We start from the raw sequence: 22,157 nt of genomic DNA, 5'->3' as shown, positions 1-22,157 counted from the left end.
ACCACCATTTCTAGGCAGGTCCATCACTCCTTATTATCGAGTTGTGAATTTCGTCAAACGATGATCTAGGAGATATCAATGGCTCGAATGAGAGCAGTGGACGCCGCCGCCGCAATTTTACGTAAAGAAGGCGTGAGCACCGTATTTGGCGTGCCCGGCGCCGCCATCAACCCCTTCTACTCCGCCCTGCGCAAAGAAGGTGGCTTTGATCACATTCTCGCCCGTCACGTGGAAGGCGCTTCCCACATGGCCGAAGGTTTTACCCGTGCCAATCCCGGCAATATCGGCGTATGTATCGGTACTTCCGGCCCCGCTGGCACCGACATGATCACCGGCCTGTACTCCGCATCGGCTGACTCGATCCCAATTCTGTGCATTACCGGTCAGGCCCCTCGTGCCCGCCTGTACAAAGAAGACTTCCAGGCGGTGGACATTGAATCCATTGCCAAGCCTGTGACCAAATGGGCTGTAACAGTTCGCGAACCCGATCTGATCCCACGTGTGTTCCAGCAAGCCTTTCACATCATGCGCTCGGGCCGCCCCGGTCCTGTGCTGATTGATATGCCTATCGATGTACAAATGGCCGAGATCGAATTCGATCTGGACACCTACTCACCACTGGAAGCCTACAAGCCAACCGCCACCCGCGCCCAGGCTGAAAAAGCCATCGAACTGCTGAACGCTTCCGAGCGTCCGCTGATCGTCTCCGGTGGTGGCGTGATCAACGCCAACGCATCCGAGCTGCTGCAAGAGTTTGCCGAGCTGGTCAACGTCCCTGTTATTCCAACCCTGATGGGCTGGGGCACGGTTGCCGACGATCACCCGCTGATGGCCGGCATGGTGGGTCTGCAGACCTCGCACCGCTACGGCAACCAGACTTTGCTGGCTTCGGACTTCGTATTCGGTATCGGTAACCGCTGGGCCAACCGCCACACCGGCTCGGTAGACGTCTACACCGAAGGCCGCAAGTTCGTGCACGTAGATATCGAACCCACACAGATCGGTCGCGTATTCGGCCCTGATCTGGGCATTGCCTCGGACGCTGGCGCTGCACTGAAGCTGTTCATTGAAGTGGCCAAAGAATACAAGGCCGCCGGCAAGCTGCGCGACCGTGCCGCCTGGGTTGCCGATTGCCAGAAGCGCAAAGCCACCTTGCAGCGCAAAACCAACTTCGACAACGTGCCCTTGAAGCCTCAGCGCGTATACGAAGAAATGAACCGCGCCTTTGGCCCTTCGACCACCTATGTCAGCACTATTGGTCTGTCGCAGATTGCGGCCGCCCAGTTTCTGCACGTGTACAAGCCACGTCACTGGATCAACTGCGGTCAGGCAGGCCCATTGGGCTGGACTATTCCCGCCGCTCTGGGTGTGGTTGCGGCTGACCCCGGCCGTGAAGTAGTGGCCATTTCGGGCGACTACGACTTCCAGTTCATGATTGAAGAGTTGGCCGTGGGTGCGCAATTCAAGCTGCCTTACATCCATATTCTGGTCAACAACGCCTACCTGGGTCTGATTCGTCAGGCACAGCGTGGCTTCGAGATGGACTATTGTGTACAACTGGCCTTTGACAACATCAACGCCCCTGAAACCGAAGGTTATGGTGTGGATCACATCACTGTGGTGGAAGGTCTGGGTTGCAAAGCCATCCGTGTACACAAACCCGAAGACATCCAGCCTGCCATTGAACAGGCTCGTGCATGGATGAAAGAGTTCAGCGTGCCGGTTGTGGTCGAACTGATTCTGGAGCGCGTCACCAACATTGCCATGGGCACCGAACTGCACAATGTGACGGAATTCGAGTCCCTGGCCGAAGCGGGTATTGACGCCCCCACCGCCATCTCGCTGATGGACTGATTGCTGATTTAAAAAACGGAGTAGCACTATGCCAAAATTTGCCGCCAACCTGACCATGCTGTTTAACGAGCACGACTTCCTGGATCGCTTCCAGGCAGCGGCCCAAGCCGGTTTCAAGGCAGTGGAGTACCTGTTCCCCTACGCCTACGACAAACAGCAACTGGCTGACAAACTGCAACAACACGGTTTGACCCAAGTGTTGCACAACCTGCCTGCGGGCGACTGGGACGGCGGCGAGCGCGGCATTGCAATCCTGCCCGAGCGTGTGGGCGAATTCCAGGACGGCGTTGGCCGTGCCATCGAATACGCCACAACGCTGGGCTGCAAACAGGTGAACTGCCTGGCCGGCAAACTGGCCGAGGGCGCTGATCGCGAACTGGCCCACAAAACGCTGGTCAGCAATCTGCAGTTTGCTGCCGCCAAGCTGAAAGACGCTGGTCTGCGTCTGCTGGTTGAACCCATCAACACCTTCGACATCCCCGGTTTCTACCTGAATCGCACCGAACAGGCTGCGGCTCTGTTGCAGGACGTGGGTTCGGACAATCTGTTCATCCAATACGACGTCTACCACGCCCAGCGCATGGAAGGCGAGCTGGCCAACACACTGAAAAAGCACCTGGACAAGATTGCACACATCCAGATCGCGGATAACCCAGGTCGCAACGAACCGGGCACAGGCGAGATCAACTACGCCTGGCTGTTCAAGTACATCGACAGCATTGGCTACCAGGGCTGGATCGGCGGCGAGTACAAGCCCGCTGGCGTGACCAAGGATGGCCTGGGCTGGATGACTGAACTGACTGAAGTCACCGCCTGATCGTCAGATACCTGCAAATAATTATTAGGAGATTACACAATGGCTAAAATCGGTTTTATTGGTTTGGGCATCATGGGCGCACCCATGGCCGTCAACCTGATCAAGGGTGGTCATGAGCTGTTTGCCTACACCCGTGGCGACTTCCCCAAAAGCGTGAAAGAAGCCGGTGCAACCGTTTGCGCCAACGGCACCGAAGTCACCCGCCAGGCTGACATCATCATCACGATGGTGCCCGACACCCCGCACGTGGAAGACGCACTGTTTGGCGAAGACGGCGTTGCCGCCGGTCTGACCGCTGGCAAGATCGTGGTGGACATGAGCTCCATCTCCCCCGTGGCCACCAAAGGCTTTGCCGAGCGCATCGTCAAGCTGGGCTGCGAATACCTGGACGCTCCGGTATCCGGTGGCGAGGTCGGCGCCAAAGCCGGCTCGTTGACCATCATGGTGGGCGGCAAGCAAGAAGCCTTCGACAAGGTCAAGCCGCTGTTTGAACTGATGGGCAAGAACATCACCCTGGTCGGCGGCTACGGCGACGGTCAGATCACCAAAGTGGCCAACCAGATCATTGTGGCCTTGACCATTGAGGCTGTGGGCGAAGCCCTGTTGCTGGCCTCCAAGGCCGGTGCCGATGCAGGCAAGGTCCGTGAAGCGCTGATGGGCGGTTTTGCCAACTCCCGTATTCTGGAAGTGCACGGCGAGCGCATGGTCAAGCGCACGTTTGATCCGGGCTTTCGCATCGAACTGCACCAGAAGGACTTGAACCTGGCCCTGACTACCGCACGTCAGCTGGGCGTGGCTCTGCCCAACACCGCAACGGCCCAGGAACTGTTCAACACCTGCGCCGCTCACGGTGGCGCTGCACAAGACCACTCCGCCATGGTCCGTGCTCTGGAAATCATGGCCAATTACGAGATTGGTCAATAAGACCGGTTCAAGGATGCTCCCGTCCGGGCTGGTTTTTCTCTCCATTCAACCAGCACGGCTGGGACGTCCGGCAAGCGGGCTGCTGCCCGCTTTTTTACCGCCAGGTCCCCCCATCTTCGGAGCAGCAAGTCGAAGCGGGGATGTGAAGGCGTGTTGTCGCGCAGTAAGATGGCCTGTTGCCATCGCTCTGCTTTAGGATTGCCCCATGAAGATCGAGCCACAAGACTTACTCAGCAAAATGTTTCAGGCTGCCGTCAACGCGGCTCAACCCGAACACTGCATCCCGCCCTACCTGCCCGATGCTCCTAAAGGGCGCACCATTGTGATCGGCGCGGGTAAGGCATCAGCAGCAATGGCCCAGGCCCTGGAGCGTCACTGGGACAAAGGTCCTATCAGCGGCGTGGTCGTGACCCGGTACGGCTACAGCGTGCCGTGTGATCACATCAAGATTCTGGAAGCGTCCCACCCTGTGCCCGACCAGGCCGGCGAAGACGCAGCCCGCGAAATTTTGCGCACGGTCAGCAATCTGAACGAGGACGATCTGGTGATTTGCCTGATTTCCGGAGGTGGCTCGTCTCTGCTGCCTCTGGCCGCAGAAGGCATCACCCTGGCCGACAAACAAGCCATCAATAAGGCGCTGCTGAAATCGGGCGCCTCGATTGGCGAGATGAACACCGTCCGTCGTCACCTGTCTGCCATCAAAGGGGGGCGTCTGGCTGCGGCTTGTGCTCCTGCCCGTGTTCTGAACCTGCTGATTTCCGATGTTCCCGGCGACAAGCCCATGGACATCGCTTCTGGCCCCACGGTGGCCGATCCCACCACGTGCGAGCAAGCGCTGGAAATCATCACCCGCTACGGCATCGACATTCCCGCCGCAGCCCGTGCCCTGCTAGAGAGCGGTGATGGCGAAACCATCAAACCCGACGATCCACGCCTGACTCATGTCACCACCCATTTGGTCGCCACACCACAACTGGCCCTGCTGGCTGCCGCTCGTGTCGCTGAGGCCCGGGGCGTGCGTCCCGTCTTGCTGGGCGACAGCATTGAAGGCGAAGCCCGCGATGTCGGCAAAGTCATGGCCGGTATCGCCTTGAGCGTTGCCCAACATGAGCAGCCTGCCCAAGCTCCCTGCGTGCTGCTCTCGGGCGGAGAAACCACCGTAACCTTACGCGGCCAGGGTCGAGGCGGTCGCAATGTGGAGTTTCTGCTGTCCACCGCCATCGCCTTGAACGGGGCACCCGGTATCTACGGCTTGGCAGGCGATACCGACGGTGTGGATGGCCAGGAAGAAATTGCCGGAGCCTTCTGCGGTCCGGACACGTTGGAGCGTGCCTGGCAACAAGGTATACGCCCCAGGGCCAGTCTGGACAATAATGATGGTCATGGCTTCTTTGAAGCCTTGGATGACGCCTTGGTCACGGGCCCGACCCTGACCAACGTCAACGATTTCCGTGCCATTTTGGTTTTATCCCCTAGCGATTAACGCTTTTCATAAAGGACTGGACATGAGAGACACAAAAGTACTGACCCTGGCCGATGTTAAAAAAATAGCTGCCGCTGCCGAGCAAGAAGCGCTCAAGAACAACTGGGCTGTCAGCATCGCCATTTGCGATGCAGGCGGTCACGCGCTCTGGATGCAGCGTATGGACGGCGCTCCCTTGATGAGCGCCCAGGTTGCCCCCGCAAAAGCACACACCTGCGTACTTGGTGGTGGCAAGCCCAGCAAGGTATTTGAAGACATGGTCAACAATGGTCGCTTTGCCGCTCTGTCCATGCCCATTACGCCACTGGAAGGCGGCGAGCCGATTGTGGTGGACGGTCAAGTCATTGGTGCCGTCGGCGTGTCCGGCGTGAAAGCACCTGAAGACGCTCAGATCGCCCGCGCCGGTATCGCTGCTCTTTGAGCTATCGATCCCCCTAAGGACAACAACCCATGAAACGTCAACGTCATTCCCGCATTCTGGCTACGCTGGGTCCTGCCAGCTCCACGCCAGAGCGCATTCGTGAATTGTTCGAGGCCGGAGCTGATGTATTCCGCCTGAACTTTAGCCACGGCAGCCACGAGGACCATGCCGCGCGCTATCACACCATTCGTCAGATTGAAAAGGAAACCGGTCGCAGTATCGGTATTCTATTGGACCTGCAAGGCCCCAAGCTGCGCGTTGGCACAATGAAAGATGGCCGCGTGACATTGGAAACCGGCCAGAAATTTCGTCTGGATCTGGACCCTGCCCAGGGAACCAGCCAGCGTGCCTACCTGCCCCACCCCGAAATCTTCGCCGCTCTGGAAGACGGGACAGACCTGCTGCTCGATGACGGCAAGCTGCGTCTGCGTGTGGACAGCTTTGGTCCGGATTTTGCAGAAACCACCGTCATGGTCGGCGGTCCCCTGTCCGATCGCAAAGGCGTGAATGTACCCGGCGTGGTACTGCCTATCTCGCCCTTGACCGAGAAAGACCTGGTCGATCTGAAGTTTGGACTGGAATTAGGCGTGGATTGGGTTGCGCTGTCCTTTGTGCAGCGTCCTGGCGACATTCGTGAAGCCCGCGAGCTGATCGGTGACAAGGCCTGGATCATGGCCAAGCTGGAAAAACCACAAGCGTTGGAGCACCTGGAAGAAATCGTCCAGCTGTGCGACGGCGTGATGGTGGCACGTGGCGACCTGGGCGTGGAAGTCCCACCCCAGCGCGTGCCTGTGTTGCAGCGTCAAATCGTGCGTACTGCCCGTGCGGCAGGGCGACCGGTGGTCGTTGCCACACAGATGCTGGAATCCATGATCTCCTCGCCTGTCCCTACTCGTGCTGAAGCCTCCGACGTGGCCACCGCCATTTACTCGGGCGCCGACGCCGTCATGCTGTCTGCCGAGTCGGCCGCAGGCCAGTTTCCACTGGAGGCTGTGTCCATCATGGACAGCATCATCAAAGAGATCGAAAACGATCCTAGCTGGCGCACCATTCTGGAAGCCAACCACAGCACCGCCGAAGCCAGCACCGCAGACGCGATCTGCTGCGCCCTGCGTCGTGTGGCCAGCATTCTGGAACCAGCAACAAACGTGGCCTACACCACGACCGGCTTTAGCGCCTTGCGCGCCAGCCGTGAACGGCCCATCGCTCCTATCCTGGCACTGACACCCCGTGTGGAAACCGCACGCCGTCTGACCTTGGCCTGGGGTGTACATGCCGTGCCTTGCGAAGACGTCAGCGATCTGGGCGAAATGATTGATCACGCGACCGATATGGCAGCGCAGCATGAGTTCGCTCAGGCTGGCGACACCATCGTAATGATTGCCGGTGTTCCTTTTGGCACCAGTGGTCGCACAAACTTGCTACATGTGGCTACCGTTCCACAAAAGTAAGTTCACCCAAAGCAGGTAAAAAAACCTTGTCCATCAATATGTTGGACAAGGTTTTCTACATTCAGGCTCCCGCTTCATAACCGGGCTCAGCCCCCAGATCAAGCTTGCACATCCACACTTACTGCGACACCCGCCTAAGGAGGCCCTGGCACAGGCTTTCACGCTGTACCAAGCGTTCCGACACACACAGGCAAAAAAAAACCCGAGATCTAAAGATCTCGGGCAAATCCACCAAAGGAGGAGGGTGGAGGAGACAATCGTGGCAAGTTGGGCTACTAGATAAAATATCGAGCCAGAAAGCTAAGGGTTATTACGCTTGTGCTTTTGCTTATTCCCGCTTTCTTTTCAACATCCAATAACTGCAGTCTACCTACAAAAATGCTGCGATGCAAGATAAATGCTGAGGAAAACCCTTAGATCACCATCTTGTCGCTTTAATACATCAATTTGCTAGCGCAAATCCTTTGTCAGGTATCTAGTCGTTAACCCTAGGCCGTCTATCAGGCCTTGAGGCTATAAATCAAAACGGGCCAACTATTGACCCGTTTTACCCGTTACCGCTCTGAAAACTCAGTGCTCAACGATGAGCGACTTGGCCGAGAAACTTCTTTTACAGGCGATAAGCCGTGGTTGTCATCACCTTGGACATCATGCGCATCAAGGTTTTTACCGGAGGCGGCAAACCGGCTGCACCATGATTCTCGGCGGTACGACGATGTTCAATTTCGTCATCGCGCATTTTTTCTACAATGCGGCGCGAGCGATTATCGGTGGCAGGCAAGGACTGCAGATGACTTTCCAGATGCTCTTCAACCTGACGTTCAGTCTCGGCCATAAAACCCAGGTTATACGGCACCCCTGCCCGGCTGGCGAGCAAGCCCAGCGCAAAGGATCCGGCATACCACAAAGGGTTGAATACGCTGGGACGGCTGTCCAGTTCACGCAGCCGGTCATCGCACCAGGCCAGATGATCAACCTCTTCCTGCGCGGCTTGCAACAGCACTTCCGTCGCCTGCGGATCTTTACACAGCATGGCCTGGCTACGGTACAAGGCTTGGGCACAAATCTCGCCCACATGGTTCACACGCATCAAACCTGCCGCATGACGGGCTTCGTCCGCCGTGATCTCGGACACTTCCTTACCCGCGGGATTCGGGCGCGAAGCACGTGCGGAACGTCCCAATACTTCCAAAGCCCGATTCGTCTCGCTCAGAATCTGGTCAAAAAAGCTGTTGCGCCGGTACAGGCGATTATCGCTATTGGAAACGGTATGGCTCATGAGGACACCTGCAAAACAAAATGGATGGGTATTATTGCCGCAAAAAGGCGATCACGGCCTTGCTCTCGGACAAGAGCCAAAGCAATGGCAGCACACAAGCCATGATAACCAGCCCTATGCCGGCAATCTCTTGGTCGGACTGTAGGTAGAAATTACAGAGCCGAACCGGATTGTCGTAATACAGCAAACCCACAATGGCCATCATCCAACTGAAGTTGCCAAAGAAAAACAGGCGAAACACCAAGTGGGCACGTCGCCAGGACTCCATAAACAACATGCCCATCAGCACTAGACCAATATATTTGGCAGTGGCCATCGAAGGCGATACCAGAACATCATCCAGCGCCTTGGGAACCATCCAGTAAGCCGCAGCAAAACTGACCAGGATCAGGCCGGGCAAACCATATTCATTCATGGCGTAATAAGGGCGCAGCAAGGCCTTCATGGCAGGCGAACGGCCTACCCCCTGATAGCGCAATGCCAGTTGCAAGGCAACGCCCGAGAGCACCAGCAGCGGAATATGCACCAGCATGTGCAGACTCATGGATACCGTCAGGGGACGATCCCAAAAAGCAGCACACGCAAACAGCACGGCAGCCAGCAAGGCCAGCGCGCTACCTAAATAGGGACGTACCGTGGAGGGCGCAACAACACGTTTCAACGACATTACAGCCCCTCCGTCTTGTTCAGGTTCTCTAAGGCCCGTTTGGCGTAGGCCAGGGCCAGCATAGGCTCACCATAATCCACGATACGCCCCAGGCGCGGCTCGGGGCTGACGACGTGGTAGGCCGCGTTATGCTCGTACTCGTCAAAGGGGGCAGGAATCACGATGATGCCAAAATCATCCAGTACACGCTGGCGCTGGTCCCCCGGCATCATGGTGACAAACTGCCAGACGTCGGGATTGGCCTTCATGGTTTTGCTGTAACGGCGCAAGTGATCGGGCGAGTCGGTGGGATCGAAGCTGATGCTCAGCAGACGTATGCGATCCTGCAAACCTTCGTCCACAATGGCTTTTTGCAGTTGCTGATACTCCGAGCCCATCGCCAGACATAGCGTGACGCAGCGGGTATAGATGAAATTGACGATGGTGATGCGGCCATCATTTTGCAGCAGAGAACTTAGCTGGGTACTGCCCCCGGCTGGGAGCAGTACTTCGACATCGGATATCAGACGCGGCGAAGCGGCGACATCATTGCGACGGGCCGTCTCGGCGGTCAGGGCAGTGAACCCTTGTGTCAGATGAGCCAGAGCCCCAATACCCAGGGCAAAAACCAGGAGAATACTTATAAATAGTCTCATCGCTGGCCCATCATTTCAGTCCTACTGTTCCATGGGAGCCAAGTCGGCGTCCCCATTCCAAGGATCGGTTTTATCAGCTGTTTTTTCACGTTCGGCTTTGACAAAGGCCACGTCTACAGGATCGGCGCTATTGCCACCCAACTCTGTACGCAGGTAATTAACAACAGCCGTCATTTCCTCGTCGTTGAACTTCTCGCGGAACTCAGGCATTGCACCATTGTACTTATTACCCTTGACGGTAAGCTCACCGGTAATACCATGCAGCATGATCTGGACCAAAACTTCTGGCTTGCGCAGCACCCACTCGGAACCAACTAGTGGAGGGAACACGCCTGGAACACCTGCGCCCGTTGCCTGGTGACAGGCGGAACATTGGGCTACGAACAACTGCTGACCATCAACCGCGCCTTCAGGCAATTCGAAGTCGGCAACGATACGGTTGTCACCTACGGTTGAGTCATGGCTCAAGTCGCTGCTGAAAATATAGTAGATGCCCCACAGGAACAGACCCGCAATGATCAGCAGAACTACCCAAGGAATCGGCGCTGCATTTTCTTCCGGATCAGCATTCTCACGCAGCTGCGCGTCATATTTACGTTTGTCGCTCATTCTAATTCTCCGAGGCGCCCCGCCTTGCGGGGCGCGCTAGCTCAGCAATGCCTGTTTATTTGATAACGCTGGCTGGCGATACGGGATACGTACGATCCAGCGCCAACAGGTATTGAACCAGGTCCAGGGCCTCTTGCTTGGCCACAACCACCTTACCCTCAGGCGCAAATTCACCGGGTAGATTGACAACTTTATCGCCTTCCTCTGCCTTGTCCTTGAGCTCGAACATGAAGGGGTAAGAAGGCATATTGCTGCCAGGGGTGTAGGCGCGAGGCTGATACAAGTGACCCAGGTGCCAGTCCACGCTAGGCTGACGAGCACCAATATTGAGCAGGTCAGGACCGGTACGCATGGTGCCGAGCAAGTGAGGTGTGTCGTAGTAGTAGTCGCCTGCCACCGAGGCACGACCCCAGCCACGCTGGAAGTCGGGAGCCTGGTTTTGGCTGCGTGGCTGCTGCGAGTGACAGTAGACACAGCCCATATCGATATATTCCTGACGGCCGCGCAGTTCTACCTCGGTGTAAGGCTTGAGCCCTGGAGAGGGCTCCACCCTTTTCACCTGCAGATAAGGGACAACGACCAGAGCCGATGTGGCCAGGGCCAGCGTCACCATGGCGCCGCCCAATAGTTTGTATTCGCTTTCCATGACTAAATCATGCCTCCACTACATTGCGAGTTGCCGAGCGCTGGTGAAACAGGGCTGGACCAATACGACGGCTGCCATAGCGCAAAGCCATTGCCACAAAGTGGAAGGCAAACACAAGGTGACCCAAAGTCATCAAACCGCCACCAATCGAGCGCGACTTCAGGTAAGGCATCGTGACAAACACCGACTCCATGAAAGACTTAGCCGGATCAAGCATGGCCACACCTTGCAACCAGCCGCCAATGCTCAAACCGATGGCGTAAATGGAGAAACCAATCACGACCAGCCAGAAGTGCAGGGAGATCAGTTTGGGGTAAGGCCATTCCCAGGACATCACACGTGGCATCACATAGTAGATGGCGCCGAACATCACGATGGTAAAGAAGCCATACAAGCCGATATGGGCGTGGGCAACCGTGAAGTGCGTGAAGTGGGTAATCGTGTTGATGCTGCGCAGCGCTTCAAAAGAACCTTGAATGGAGCTGACGGTGTACATCATGCCACCCAGCACGATAAAGCGCAGAGTAGGCGAGTGAATCAGGGTACGGAAGTGCCCTTTCATGGTGTAGTGCTGGTTAATCGAGAACGCCAGCACAGGGATGATCATCATCATGCTTTGCACGATGGACAGCGTGATCATCCACTGCGGCACAGGACCACCGACCAGGTGGTGACCACCGACCTGACCGTAGAAAAATGCCAGGCCCCAGAAACCCACCAGAGACAGGTTGTAAGAGCTGATGGGCTGGCCAATGATCTTGGGCAGGAAGTAATACACCGTAGCCAGGGCCATCGGCGTGTAGAACAGACCCAGCACGTTGTGACCAAACCACCAGTTCATGGTTGCTTGCTCAACACCCACGTGCACGGCAGGCAGGTTACCGACCAGGAACAGGATGGGGAACCAGAACAGGGCTGCGCCCATGTACCACACCGACACATACAGGTGGTGAGCACGACGGTTTTGCAAGGTGAAGACCAAAGGCAAGGCAGCCAGAGCACCACCGATAACCATCAGGATATCAACCTGCCAGGGCATCTCCAGCCATTCCATACCGTCGGTGATACCCATTGCGATACATGTCAGACCGATAGCCAAGCCGATATTCCACAAGATCCCGCCCGTAATGGCATAACGCGCACCGATCAAAGGAGTCTTGAGCAAACGCGGCAACATCCACATGGCAACGCCGAAAGCGGCCATTGGCGCCCAGCCATACGCCACACCGTTCAGGTGCAGCGTACGCATGCGCCCGAAAGTCATCCAGGCGTGCTGCGTCAGAAATTCGGGATCGTGCAACTTGATCGAGCTGATCAAACCTGCCGTCGAGGCAAACAGCAGCCAAAAGACCGAACAGGCCAGCAAAATGAACGTGACCGAAGCGGTGGAGCGGTCAGCTTCAACGCGTTCTGCCAACTCAAGACTGAGCGCCTGACGGTCTTCAGCAGAAATCGTCTTGCGACCCATTTCTTCTTGAAGTGCCTGACGTTGTTCAGGGGTGGCGGAAGGGTCATCTACCTGCCCGATTTCGCCTTTGGAGAAGATCTCACGCGAGGCAGCGGGACTGTGGTCAAAGAAGTTACGTCGTAACGACCAGATGAAAACAAAGAGTCCTGTAACGGACAATATGAAAGCTAGTAGCAGTATTGAAACGGTATTCACAATGATCCAGGCCTGGTTAATGTGAAGCTGCCAAGCAGCTCGGCGGCACTTGACGCGTCGCAGATCGAAAGAGCATGGACGCAAAAAATCTGCGACTGCCTAGGTCGCGAGAGCCGTCATGTTAAAACACCCGTCTGTTACGTCTGAATAAAGCCCCCATTGAAAGCAGGGTTTATTGAGGCAGAACAAATACGAGCACGACATTTTTTGGTATACGGGCGACAGTCATTATAGGCGAGGGTAAACCCCTGTGACATATCTGTTTCAAAATGCCGTGTACCGAACAGCAGTTTATCCTAGGACAAATAACAAAACCAGTCCAAATCTTACAAAGAGCACCGTTCTGTTCTGATTTGTCTATATGGAATTTCTTATACGGGCACGGAACACACGCCACAAAATCGCAAGCAGCTGTAACAGAGTCAGCCCGTAGGCATCGCCCCACAGACTATCTACAGACGCTGCACGCAAGCGCGTCAAAAAGTACAATCAGCGCTATCTATCTACTGACGAGTCTTGGCTCGCACTGCAAACAAAGGAATTCTTATGGAATGCACAATCGACTGGGGCGGCAAAGACGGCATGTTGTTCCTTGCCCGTACCGGCAGCGGTCATGTGACGGCCATGGACGGTGCACCCGAAGGCGGCGGCAATAACCTGGCTCCCCGACCCATGGAAATGTTGCTGACCGGCGCGGGTGGCTGCGCGGCCTACGACGTGGTGCTGATTCTCAAACGCGGCCGTCACGCCATTACCGGCTGCCAAGTCAAGCTGACCGCCGAACGCGCCGACACCGATCCCAAAGTCTTTACCAAGATTCATTTCACCTTTGTGGTCACTGGCAAAGACTTGCCCCAGGCGGCCGTGGAACGTGCCGTACAACTGTCGCACGACAAATACTGCTCGGCTTCGGCCATGCTGGGCAAAACTGCCGAAATCACCTACTCCGTCGACATTCAGCAAGCCTGAGGCCACACACATGTCCCTTTATCCCTACGAAGACCTGCTGCGCCTGGTCTACACCCAAGGTACCCCCAAAGGGGATCGCACCGGCACCGGCACAAACTCGGTATTTGGTCACCAAATGCGCTTCGATCTGTCGCAGGGTTTTCCGCTGATCACCACCAAGAAGCTGCATACCCGCAGTATCTTTATTGAATTACTGTGGTTTTTACGCGGTGAGTCCAATGTACGCTGGCTCCAGGAACGCGGCGTATCCATCTGGGACGAATGGGCCGACGAGAACGGCAATCTGGGCCCGGTCTATGGGGTGCAATGGCGCTCCTGGCCTACGCCCGATGGTCGTCACATCGACCAGATCAGCCAGTTGGTGGAACAGATCCGCAAAAATCCCGATTCGCGTCGCCTGATCGTCTCGGCCTGGAACGTGGCCGATGTCGGCCAGATGGCCCTGCCTCCTTGCCACGCCCTGTTCCAGTTCTATGTCGCCGACGGCAAACTCTCCTGCCAGCTCTACCAGCGCAGTGCGGATATTTTCCTGGGAGTGCCCTTCAATATTGCCAGCTACGCCTTGCTGACCCACATGATGGCCCAGCAATGCGATCTGGAGGTAGGCGACTTCATCTGGACAGGCGGCGACTGCCACCTGTACTCCAACCACTTCGAGCAGGCCGAACTGCAGTTGTCACGTGAACCGCGACCCTACCCCAAGCTGACGATCAAACGCAAACCTGCCAGTCTGTTTGATTACGAGTACGAAGACTTCGAAATCACCGACTACGACCCACATCCCCATATCAAGGCGCCTGTTGCCGTATGAGTTCCAGCCCTATTATTCGTCTGGTCGTTGCCTATGCCGCTAATCGCTGCATAGGCAAGGATAACGACCTGCCCTGGCGTCTGCCTTCAGACTTGCAGCACTTCAAGCGCGTGACTATGGGTTTGCCCATCATCATGGGTCGCAAGACCTGGGAGTCGCTGGGCCGTCCCCTGCCCGGCCGCCCGAACCTGGTGATCAGCCGCAATGCGGATTACCAGGCAGAAGGCGCACAGGTATTCAGCAATCTAGACGACGCGCTGGCCGCCTGCCCTGGCTTCGACGCCGCTTGCGTGATTGGTGGCGAGCAGCTCTTCCGTCTGGCCCTGCCTATGGCGCAAGAGCTGATCGCAACCGAGATCAAGGCTGAGGTGGACGGCGACACCTTCTTTCCAGAGCTACCCGTTGGCCAATGGCAGGAAGTAGAACGTCTGCCCCAGCCCGAGGAAAATGGCTTCACTTACGACTATGTGACCTATCGCCGCCGTCGTTAGGAGCAAGAGCGACGCCGAAACCCCACCAATCTGGAGATCAATGGACACGGGAACTCAAGCCCACCCGTGGCTAAGTTTCAGGTTCTCTGACAGAAGTCAGGCACGTGTTTCAAGCAGCCATCTGCCCCGTCCCAAGCTCAGACTCGCAGGCTAGAACCACATAAAAGGCCTGAATCCGTGAAATCGGATTCAGGCCTTTTTGTACGATCAGCCCGACTGGAACAAGCAGGGCCAACACGCCTTCCTGTCAGATCAATATCTGAACTTACTCGGCCACAGCCGCATAGGCGGGGCCATCCAGCAAGCCTTGCAGATCGGCTGGATTGTCAGCCTTGAGCTTGAAAATCCAGGTATCAAACGGAGCTTCGTTGATCAGATGCGGGGCATCGGATAAGGCTTGGTTGAACTCCACCAGCTCGCCCGCCACAGGCGCATAAATATCCGAGGCCGCTTTCACCGACTCCACCACACCCGCCGTTGCACCCGCAGCCAAACGCGTACCTGGAGTGAAGTCACCCACAAATACCAAATCGCCCAACTGATCCTGAGCAAAATCGGTAATGCCAACCAGCACAATACCGTCCTCATCCTTGGCCCACTCATGGCTTACTACGTACTTTCTATCTCCTGGCAACTGCATATCGCCTCCCAGACTCACCAGCCCACAATCCTGTTAATGTCAGAAGCGACCGCAAAGACTGCGTCTTGCCGCTTCCACTCGCTTCCCTAGCTCTGACCTGCCTGCGCCTTCAGTGCGCGTGCACACGCTGCTGCAGACGCCCAGGCCCATTGGAAGTTATACCCACCCAGCCAACCGGTGACATCCACCGCTTCACCAATAAAGAACAGGCCAGGTACTTTACGTGCTTCCATGCTTTTCTGATTAAGCTCGCGTGTATCCACGCCACCGCTCATCACTTCCGCCTTTTTATAGCCTGCGGTGCCACTGGGTTTCAACTGCCAAGCGTTAATAACCTGCCCCACCGCACGCAATACGCGATCGGGCAGATCCGCCAGACGTTGTTGCCCCACGCCTTTGGGCAACAAGTCCGAGGTATCCAACCATTGCTCGACCAGACGGCGTGGCCACAAAGTGGACAAGACCGTGACCAGTTGCTGGCGGTTACCCGCCTTCAAATCCAATAACTGCTGCGCAATATCCTGACCGGGGGCCAGATCTACACTAATACTTTCACCCGATTGCCAGTAGCTGGAAATCTGCAAGATACCCGGCCCAGACAGGCCGCGGTGCGTGAACAGCAAATCTTCCAAAAAGGCTTGACGCTGCTTGCCCTGCCCTGTGCTGACTTCCACTTCCAAAGCCATACCGCTCAAGGCCGAAAAAGGTTTCCAATCCCGGCCATCAAAGGTCAAGGGAACCAAGGCCGGATGCGGTTCAATCACTTTCAAACCAAAGTGACGTGCCATACGCAAAGCGTAGTCCGTGGCACCGAGCTGCGGAATCGCCATGCCGCCTGTGGCAATCACCACCTGCAAAGCATTCAAATCGCCCTGGCTGGTACGCAGCACAAAACCTTCTTGCGTGCGGCCAATGGACTGCACCGAACAGGGCATGCGCCAGGATACCTGCCCTTTCAAACACTCCTGACGCAGCATCTGGATGATGGACTCGCTGGAATCATCACAGAACAACTGGCCTTTATGCTTTTCATGAAAACCGATGCGGTACTCTCGCACCAGTTGCAGAAAATCCTGGGGGGTATAGCCCGCCAAGGCGGAACGGCAAAAATGCGGATTCTTGGACAGGAAATTCTCTGGCGAAGTCCCCGTATTAGTGAAGTTGCAACGCCCTCCACCTGAAATACGGATTTTCTCGGCCAGCTTCTCAGCGTGATCAATCAATACCACTCGCAGACCACGCTGGCCTGCGATACTGGCAGCCATCATACCGGCCGCACCTGCGCCGATGACGGCAACATCAAAAAAAGGAATCACGCGGGTTTACTCGTTGGTTTCAGACTCAAGCACGCAATCTACGTAGTAGCGCGGCAGTCCATCGGGGCCAATATCCTGCGCCAGTCCATGCACATAGGTTTCAAAGCCAGGGAAGCGGGCATTGAACTCGCGCGCAAATTGCAGATATTCCACAATACGCGAGTTAAAGCGTTCGCCAGGAATCAGCAAAGGAATGCCGGGTGGGTAAGGCGTCAATAAAACACCCGTCACACGACCTTCCAGCTCGTCAATACCAACACGCTCAATGTCGCCATGCGCCATCTTGGCATAGGCGTCCGAGGGTTTCAGAGCGGGAATCATGTCGCTCAGGTAGACCTCGGTGGTCAGGCGGGCCAGATCGTACTTGCGGTAAGCCTGGTGAATCTGCTGACACAGGTCACGCAAGCCCATCCGCTCGTAGGTGGGCTGGGTTTTGCAAAAGTCCGGCAAAATACGCCACATGGGCTGGTTGCGGTCGTAATCATCCTTGAACTGTTGCAAGGCCGTCAGCAAGGTATTCCAGCGACCCTTGGTAATGCCAATGGTGAACAGAATAAAGAAGGAGTACAGGCCGGTTTTCTCGACCACCACGCCGTGCTCGGCCAGATACTTGGAAACCAGAGCCGCAGGAATACCCTGCTCGGCAAAGGTGCCGGAAATATCCAGGCCGGGAGTCACGACTGTGGCTTTGACCGGATCCAGCATGTTGAAGTTGGTCGACAACTTGCCAAAACCATGCCATTGCGCGTCAGAGCGCAAAATCCAGTCATCGCGCTCGCCTATGCCCTCTTCGGGCAGATTGTCCGGCCCCCAGACCTTGAACCACCAGTCGCTCTCGCCATATTCCTTGGAGACCTTGCGCATCGCACGACGGAAGTCCATGGCCTCGCAAATGCTTTCCTCAACCAGCGCGGTGCCACCGGGCGGCTCCATCATGGCCGCAGCCACATCACAGGACGCAATAATCGCGTACTGCGGGCTGGTGCTGGTATGCATCAGGTAGGCTTCGTTGAATACGTTGCGGTCCAAAGGGCGGTTTTCCGCATCCTGCACCGTAATTTGGGACGCCTGCGACAAACCAGCCAGCATTTTGTGCGTGGAATGCGTGGCGTAAATCATGGTGTCTTTGGTGCGTGGACGATCGGCACCAATAGCATGCATGTCGTGATAGAAGTCGTGGAAAGCCGCATGCGGCAACCAGGCTTCATCAAAGTGCAGCGTGGGGATCTTGGAATCCAGGGTTTCCTTGATCATTTCCACGTTGTAGATCACGCCATCGTAGGTACTTTGCGTTAGCGTCAGAATACGAGGTTTCTTGTTCCTGGCCTTGCTGGCAAAGGGGTTGGCCTCGATCTTGCGCGCAATGTTTTCTGGCAAGAACTCTTCTTGCGGGATAGGCCCAATAATGCCCAAGTGGTTGCGCGTGGGACGCAGAAAAACCGGGATAGCGCCCGTCATGGTGATGGCGTGCAGAATCGACTTATGGCAGTTGCGATCTACAACCACCACATCGTTATTGGCCACATTGGCGTGCCAGACAATCTTATTAGAGGTGGACGTGCCGTTGGTCACGAAAAAACAGTGATCGGCATGAAAGATACGGGCCGCGTTGCGCTCGGCATCGGCAACCGGGCCAGTGTGGTCCAGCAGTTGCCCCAGCTCGTCGACCGCATTACAGACATCGGCACGCAGCATATTTTCACCAAAGAACTGGTGGAACATCTGACCTACCGGGCTTTTCAGAAAAGCGACGCCACCCGAGTGCCCTGGACAGTGCCAGGAGTAGGAACCATCAGACGCGTATTTGACCAGTTCGCGGAAAAACGGCGGTGCCAGGCTTTCCAGATAGGAACGGGCCTCACGGATGATATGGCGCGCCACGAACTCGGGCGTGTCCTCGAACATATGAATAAAGCCGTGCAGCTCGCGCAGAATATCGTTGGGGATATGCTGCGAGGTGCGTGTCTCGCCATACAAATAAATAGGGATGTCCTCGTTGCGAAACCGCAGCTCACCAATAAAGGAGCGCAGGTTCTTGATCGCGTTGGCAACATCCTCCGGGGAATCCACATCGAATTCCTCATCATCAATCGACAAAATGAAGGCGCTCGCGCGGCTTTGCTGTTGCGCAAAAGAACTAAGGTCACCATAACTGGTGACCCCGAGAACCTCTACGCCTTCGGCCTCTATCGCCGAGGCCAGGGCTCGAATGCCCAGGCCCGACGTATTTTCGGAACGGTAGTCTTCGTCGATGATGACGATAGGAAAACGAAACTTCATCCAGAACTCCTAGGTACGGGGCAAGGTAACGCCCTGTTGACCCTGATATTTGCCGCCGCGGTCGCGGTACGACACTTCGCACACTTCATCGCTTTCAAAGAACAGCATCTGTGCGCACCCTTCACCGGCGTAAATCTTGGCTGGCAGCGGGGTGGTGTTGGAAAACTCCAAGGTGACATGGCCTTCCCACTCGGGTTCCAGCGGAGTCACGTTCACGATAATGCCGCAACGGGCATAGGTGCTTTTGCCCAGACACATGGTCAGCACACTGCGAGGAATACGGAAGTACTCAACCGTACGGGCCAGCGCAAAAGAATTGGGCGGAATAATGCACACATCACCGACGAAATCCACAAAGGACTTTTCATCGAAGGCCTTGGGGTCCACGATGGTCGAATTGATGTTGGTAAAAATCTTGAATTCGCTGGCACAACGCACATCGTAACCATAGCTGCTGGTGCCGTAGCTGACGATACGTTGTCCGTCTACATTGCGCACTTGGCCTGGCTCGAAAGGTTCGATCATGCCTTGGGCAGCAGCCCGCCGAATCCAACGGTCGCTTTTGATACTCATAAGAAATTAGCCGCCTTAAATCAGTAACCGGTTATTTTATCGTTTAGATACACACACAAGCCAATTGCGGCGCAAATATATCATTTGCACCACAATTGGCTGCCCGTTTGAAGCCGGGCAGCCTGCATCAATCTTTCGAGAACCAGCGGTAAATCAGGGCCAGACCGTTTACCGTACCCGCGCTGACTTCAGCGGTCAGGCCCCGCGCCAAGCGGTAGCTGGCCCGACCTACCGTGCCGGTATCGGCCATGGCCTGCTCCAGGCTGACCGAAAAATCGGCCGTTAACGCCTTGGTAATTGCAATGAACTTACGCTCTTCATTGCTGGTGCCACTGTTCAGGGATTTGACCACACTTTCGACTGGCAAGATGCTACCAGCACTACCCAGGTCGCCTGAGCGCATGGCCACCTCATCAATACCGAACTTGCGGTAAAAGGGCTCGCCGTCCCCTAGAAAAGAGGTGCCCACACTGAGCAACAAGGCCATATCGCCACCGGAGTCATCCGGGCCATGGCCCAACAAAAGCCAGGACAGCTTTTCAACTTCACTGACTTCCGGATAGGACACCAAATCGATTCGGGGTCTGCGCGCCGTGCCAACCACCTTAACACCTGCTTCTACCGCCAGCCCGGTACGCACGGCTTCAATATCCAGGATGGGCGAGGTGATGTCGCCCTGAAACGTCACCGTACCGCGCTTGAGCAAGAGCTTCTGCCCATACAGTTCGATACGACCACCACGAGTACGCAAGGCGCCAATGCCGGTTAACTTGCCACCGGCCATGGTGATCCGCAGATTGCCGACCAAGCCCGAGTTCACACCATAACCGGTCAGATAAAAGCGTCGGCCCAAATCCACATCAATGTCCATACTCATATCAGTGGCGGCCTGAGATGGCTCGGCAGCAGGCTCATCGCCAGCCCGCACAATCACCACGTCGCTATCTACCGTGGGAATGCCGCCCAACATATCCAGATTGAACCATCCTGCATCAGCCACTACCTTGCCGGTAATCGCAATACGAGGCAGCTCCATGTCCAGATTGATCTTGCCGGACATCATGGCGTAACGGTCAGAGCGTTGCAAAATGGGGAAACGGAAAATATCGACGCCAAATGCCCCTTGCTGAGTACTCAAGTTCCACTGCCCGGACACTGTCAGCTTGCCATCCTTGGCATCCGGACTCTCTTTCAGCCACGTAGCCGTACGCCACTCTTGCGGCTCTACCCGCAGACGGGCCGGGAAAGTCAGCGAATCCAAGCGGAAAATATCGCCATCAAAACTGGCATCCAACTGCCCGTCAATCAAACGGATACCGTCATCGAGACGAGTAAAGCGCAACTCGCGGCCCGTTACCGTGCCTCGGCTGGTCCAGGCCCATTTCGCGCCCACATCAATATTCACGTCCGCATTCAGACGGCCGCCCAATTCCATGGCATCCCCCAGGAAAAGGCGCGTCCAGCTCAGGTCATCAATATTGGCTTGAATGCTGACCGTTTTGCGATCGTTCTCGTCCAGGGTCAGCCCGTGAATGGGGGTTTGAGCCTTGGCAGTGACGTAGCCCATGTCCTTGGTACGCACATCCATCTGAGCATCCAGACGGCTGGTAGTACCCGAGGTAGGTTTCGCATCAATGACGATGCTCAGATCCTCCAGGCCCAGAGACATGGGAGGTTCGGCAAAAACCTGGACATCACCCGCGACACGATCCACACGCACTTGCCCAGCCAAGGCGCCATTGAACTTCAGGTCCCAACGGGCTTTGATATCAATTTCAGGCGGCTGGGTTTTCTTGTTCCTGGCAATCTTGACCCCGCCCCCTTTGGCTTTCTCCGAATCTTCCCGCACCCCCACCTTGCGCAACAAACGCGCAATGCGGGGTTCGGACAAGACCAGATCCAGCAATTCACCCCGGCTGGCCCACTGTCCCGGCTGATACGTGGATTCCTGATGACGCAGATTGATCCAAGGCTCGCTATCGACGGAGGTGCTCAAGGTAGCCGCACCCACGCGAACCGACCAGGGTTCCAGAGGTGGCTGGGCAGCGCGCACTGCGGCTGCACCACCCTCCATCGATGCCGCTTTGTCAGTTTGTGCCGCTCCGCTACCATCTGCCGCATTGACTACCGAGTCAGTACCCGCACCCTGTTGTACTTCGTCGACCGGCCTGGCTCCTTCATTCGCCAAAGCCGGGGCCGGAGCCACGCCAGGCTCTACCCCCGGCTGTTCTGCAGATGTCGCATCTGTCTTGGCAAGGGATTCTTTCCGCGCTGGCTCGGGTGCACGCAGTGCATCCGTAAAACGCAGTGGCATAGCCGACTGCAAACGCACAGCCAGACCTGCATGGTCAGCCTGCAAACGGCTTAGCTGGCCATCCCAGTAGGCTGCCTTGCCTTGATCGGCGAAATGCCAGCCGCCTTCCAAGGCCAGATCCGCTTGCGCGATGCCCTGGCCCAGCTGAGTACTGTCTTTGCCACCCAGATCGTATTGGCCTTGTAGCTGTAAGGTGTGGCGCGACACGTCGCCACGCAGTTGGCCTTGCGCCGATGCCACACCCAACTCCAGGCCGGGCCACAATTGTTCTGCTTTGGGCATCTTGACTTGCAAATCCAGCGCCGCCGTGCCGC

General features: G+C 56.4%; 20 protein-coding genes. 9 read left to right on the top strand and 11 right to left on the bottom strand.

Annotation, left to right across the window (positions count from 1 at the left end; all coding sequences use genetic code 11):
• The first annotated feature begins 78 nt into the window (after positions 1–78).
• From gcl to pyk, 6 genes are all read left to right on the top strand, one after another.
• Complete coding sequence (gene gcl / locus LNA76_RS09825) at positions 79–1,854, top strand: glyoxylate carboligase (RefSeq protein WP_108728136.1); 1,776 nt, start codon at positions 79–81, stop codon at positions 1,852–1,854.
• A 28-nt stretch (positions 1,855–1,882) separates the two neighbouring features.
• Positions 1,883–2,671, top strand: coding sequence for a hydroxypyruvate isomerase (hyi, locus tag LNA76_RS09820; protein ID WP_230019000.1), 789 nt, complete (start codon positions 1,883–1,885; stop codon positions 2,669–2,671).
• A 39-nt stretch (positions 2,672–2,710) separates the two neighbouring features.
• Positions 2,711–3,595, top strand: a complete 885-nt coding sequence (locus LNA76_RS09815) for a 2-hydroxy-3-oxopropionate reductase (RefSeq protein ID WP_094195582.1) — start codon at positions 2,711–2,713, stop codon at positions 3,593–3,595.
• A 205-nt stretch (positions 3,596–3,800) separates the two neighbouring features.
• A complete protein-coding gene (locus tag LNA76_RS09810) occupies positions 3,801–5,078 on the top strand; it encodes a glycerate kinase type-2 family protein (protein WP_108728139.1) in 1,278 nt (425 codons plus the stop codon).
• Positions 5,079–5,100: 22 nt separating this feature from the next.
• Positions 5,101–5,499, top strand: coding sequence for a GlcG/HbpS family heme-binding protein (locus LNA76_RS09805; RefSeq protein ID WP_009461115.1), 399 nt, complete (start codon positions 5,101–5,103; stop codon positions 5,497–5,499).
• Positions 5,500–5,528: 29 nt separating this feature from the next.
• Entirely contained in the window at positions 5,529–6,950 is a 1,422-nt protein-coding gene (gene pyk / locus LNA76_RS09800) for a pyruvate kinase (protein WP_094195580.1), read from the top strand.
• A 610-nt stretch (positions 6,951–7,560) separates the two neighbouring features.
• On the opposite strand, the gene coq7 is transcribed toward pyk, so the two are convergent.
• From coq7 to LNA76_RS09770, 6 genes are read right to left on the bottom strand one after another with little or no spacing between them, the layout of a single operon-like run.
• Complete coding sequence (gene coq7, locus LNA76_RS09795; RefSeq protein ID WP_094195579.1) at positions 7,561–8,229, bottom strand: 2-polyprenyl-3-methyl-6-methoxy-1,4-benzoquinone monooxygenase; 669 nt, start codon at positions 8,227–8,229, stop codon at positions 7,561–7,563.
• A gap of 31 nt (positions 8,230–8,260) precedes the next feature.
• A complete protein-coding gene (locus LNA76_RS09790) occupies positions 8,261–8,896 on the bottom strand; it encodes a hypothetical protein (RefSeq protein WP_094195578.1) in 636 nt (211 codons plus the stop codon).
• Positions 8,896–9,531 (bottom strand): SCO family protein, encoded by a 636-nt coding sequence (locus LNA76_RS09785; protein WP_094195577.1) that lies wholly within the window; start codon positions 9,529–9,531, stop codon positions 8,896–8,898. Before LNA76_RS09785 ends, LNA76_RS09790 begins: the two co-directional genes overlap by 1 nt.
• A gap of 21 nt (positions 9,532–9,552) precedes the next feature.
• Entirely contained in the window at positions 9,553–10,140 is a 588-nt protein-coding gene (locus LNA76_RS09780) for a c-type cytochrome (protein ID WP_094195576.1), read from the bottom strand.
• A 55-nt stretch (positions 10,141–10,195) separates the two neighbouring features.
• A complete protein-coding gene (locus LNA76_RS09775) occupies positions 10,196–10,786 on the bottom strand; it encodes a cbb3-type cytochrome c oxidase subunit II (protein ID WP_094195575.1) in 591 nt (196 codons plus the stop codon).
• Between the two features lie 7 nt (positions 10,787–10,793).
• Positions 10,794–12,449: a cbb3-type cytochrome c oxidase subunit I gene (locus tag LNA76_RS09770; protein ID WP_094198253.1), complete on the bottom strand. Its 1,656-nt coding sequence runs from the start codon at positions 12,447–12,449 to the stop codon at positions 10,794–10,796.
• Positions 12,450–12,995: 546 nt separating this feature from the next.
• Here LNA76_RS09770 and LNA76_RS09765 point away from each other — a divergent pair.
• From LNA76_RS09765 to LNA76_RS09755, 3 genes are read left to right on the top strand one after another with little or no spacing between them, the layout of a single operon-like run.
• Positions 12,996–13,418, top strand: a complete 423-nt coding sequence (locus LNA76_RS09765) for an OsmC family protein (RefSeq protein ID WP_162496913.1) — start codon at positions 12,996–12,998, stop codon at positions 13,416–13,418.
• A 10-nt stretch (positions 13,419–13,428) separates the two neighbouring features.
• Positions 13,429–14,229, top strand: coding sequence for a thymidylate synthase (locus LNA76_RS09760; protein ID WP_094195574.1), 801 nt, complete (start codon positions 13,429–13,431; stop codon positions 14,227–14,229).
• Positions 14,226–14,720, top strand: coding sequence for a dihydrofolate reductase (locus LNA76_RS09755; protein WP_230018998.1), 495 nt, complete (start codon positions 14,226–14,228; stop codon positions 14,718–14,720). Before LNA76_RS09760 ends, LNA76_RS09755 begins: the two co-directional genes overlap by 4 nt.
• A 265-nt stretch (positions 14,721–14,985) precedes the next feature.
• Here the strand turns inward: LNA76_RS09755 and gcvH are convergent, their stop codons facing one another.
• From gcvH to LNA76_RS18050, 5 genes are all read right to left on the bottom strand, one after another.
• Positions 14,986–15,360 carry a glycine cleavage system protein GcvH gene (gene gcvH / locus LNA76_RS09750; protein ID WP_086060363.1) on the bottom strand — a complete coding sequence of 125 codons (375 nt, stop codon included), beginning with the start codon at positions 15,358–15,360 and terminating at the stop codon, positions 14,986–14,988.
• A gap of 86 nt (positions 15,361–15,446) precedes the next feature.
• Positions 15,447–16,676: an NAD(P)/FAD-dependent oxidoreductase gene (locus LNA76_RS09745; RefSeq protein ID WP_094195572.1), complete on the bottom strand. Its 1,230-nt coding sequence runs from the start codon at positions 16,674–16,676 to the stop codon at positions 15,447–15,449.
• A 6-nt stretch (positions 16,677–16,682) separates the two neighbouring features.
• Positions 16,683–18,956 carry an arginine/lysine/ornithine decarboxylase gene (locus LNA76_RS09740; protein ID WP_094195571.1) on the bottom strand — a complete coding sequence of 758 codons (2,274 nt, stop codon included), beginning with the start codon at positions 18,954–18,956 and terminating at the stop codon, positions 16,683–16,685.
• Positions 18,957–18,965: 9 nt separating this feature from the next.
• A complete protein-coding gene (gene dcd / locus LNA76_RS09735) occupies positions 18,966–19,529 on the bottom strand; it encodes a dCTP deaminase (protein WP_094195570.1) in 564 nt (187 codons plus the stop codon).
• A 127-nt stretch (positions 19,530–19,656) separates the two neighbouring features.
• The gene (locus tag LNA76_RS18050; RefSeq protein ID WP_442778983.1) at positions 19,657–20,964 is read right to left on the bottom strand and encodes a translocation/assembly module TamB domain-containing protein; all 1,308 of its coding nucleotides are present in this window, start codon (positions 20,962–20,964) and stop codon (positions 19,657–19,659) included.
• Positions 20,965–22,157 lie beyond the last annotated feature (1,193 nt).

The sequence above is a fragment of the Alcaligenes sp. MMA genome (genome assembly GCF_020907215.1).
GTDB classification, from domain to species: Bacteria; Pseudomonadota; Gammaproteobacteria; order Burkholderiales; family Burkholderiaceae_B; genus Alcaligenes; species Alcaligenes aquatilis.
This window is presented reverse-complemented; position numbering and strand designations above follow the sequence as displayed.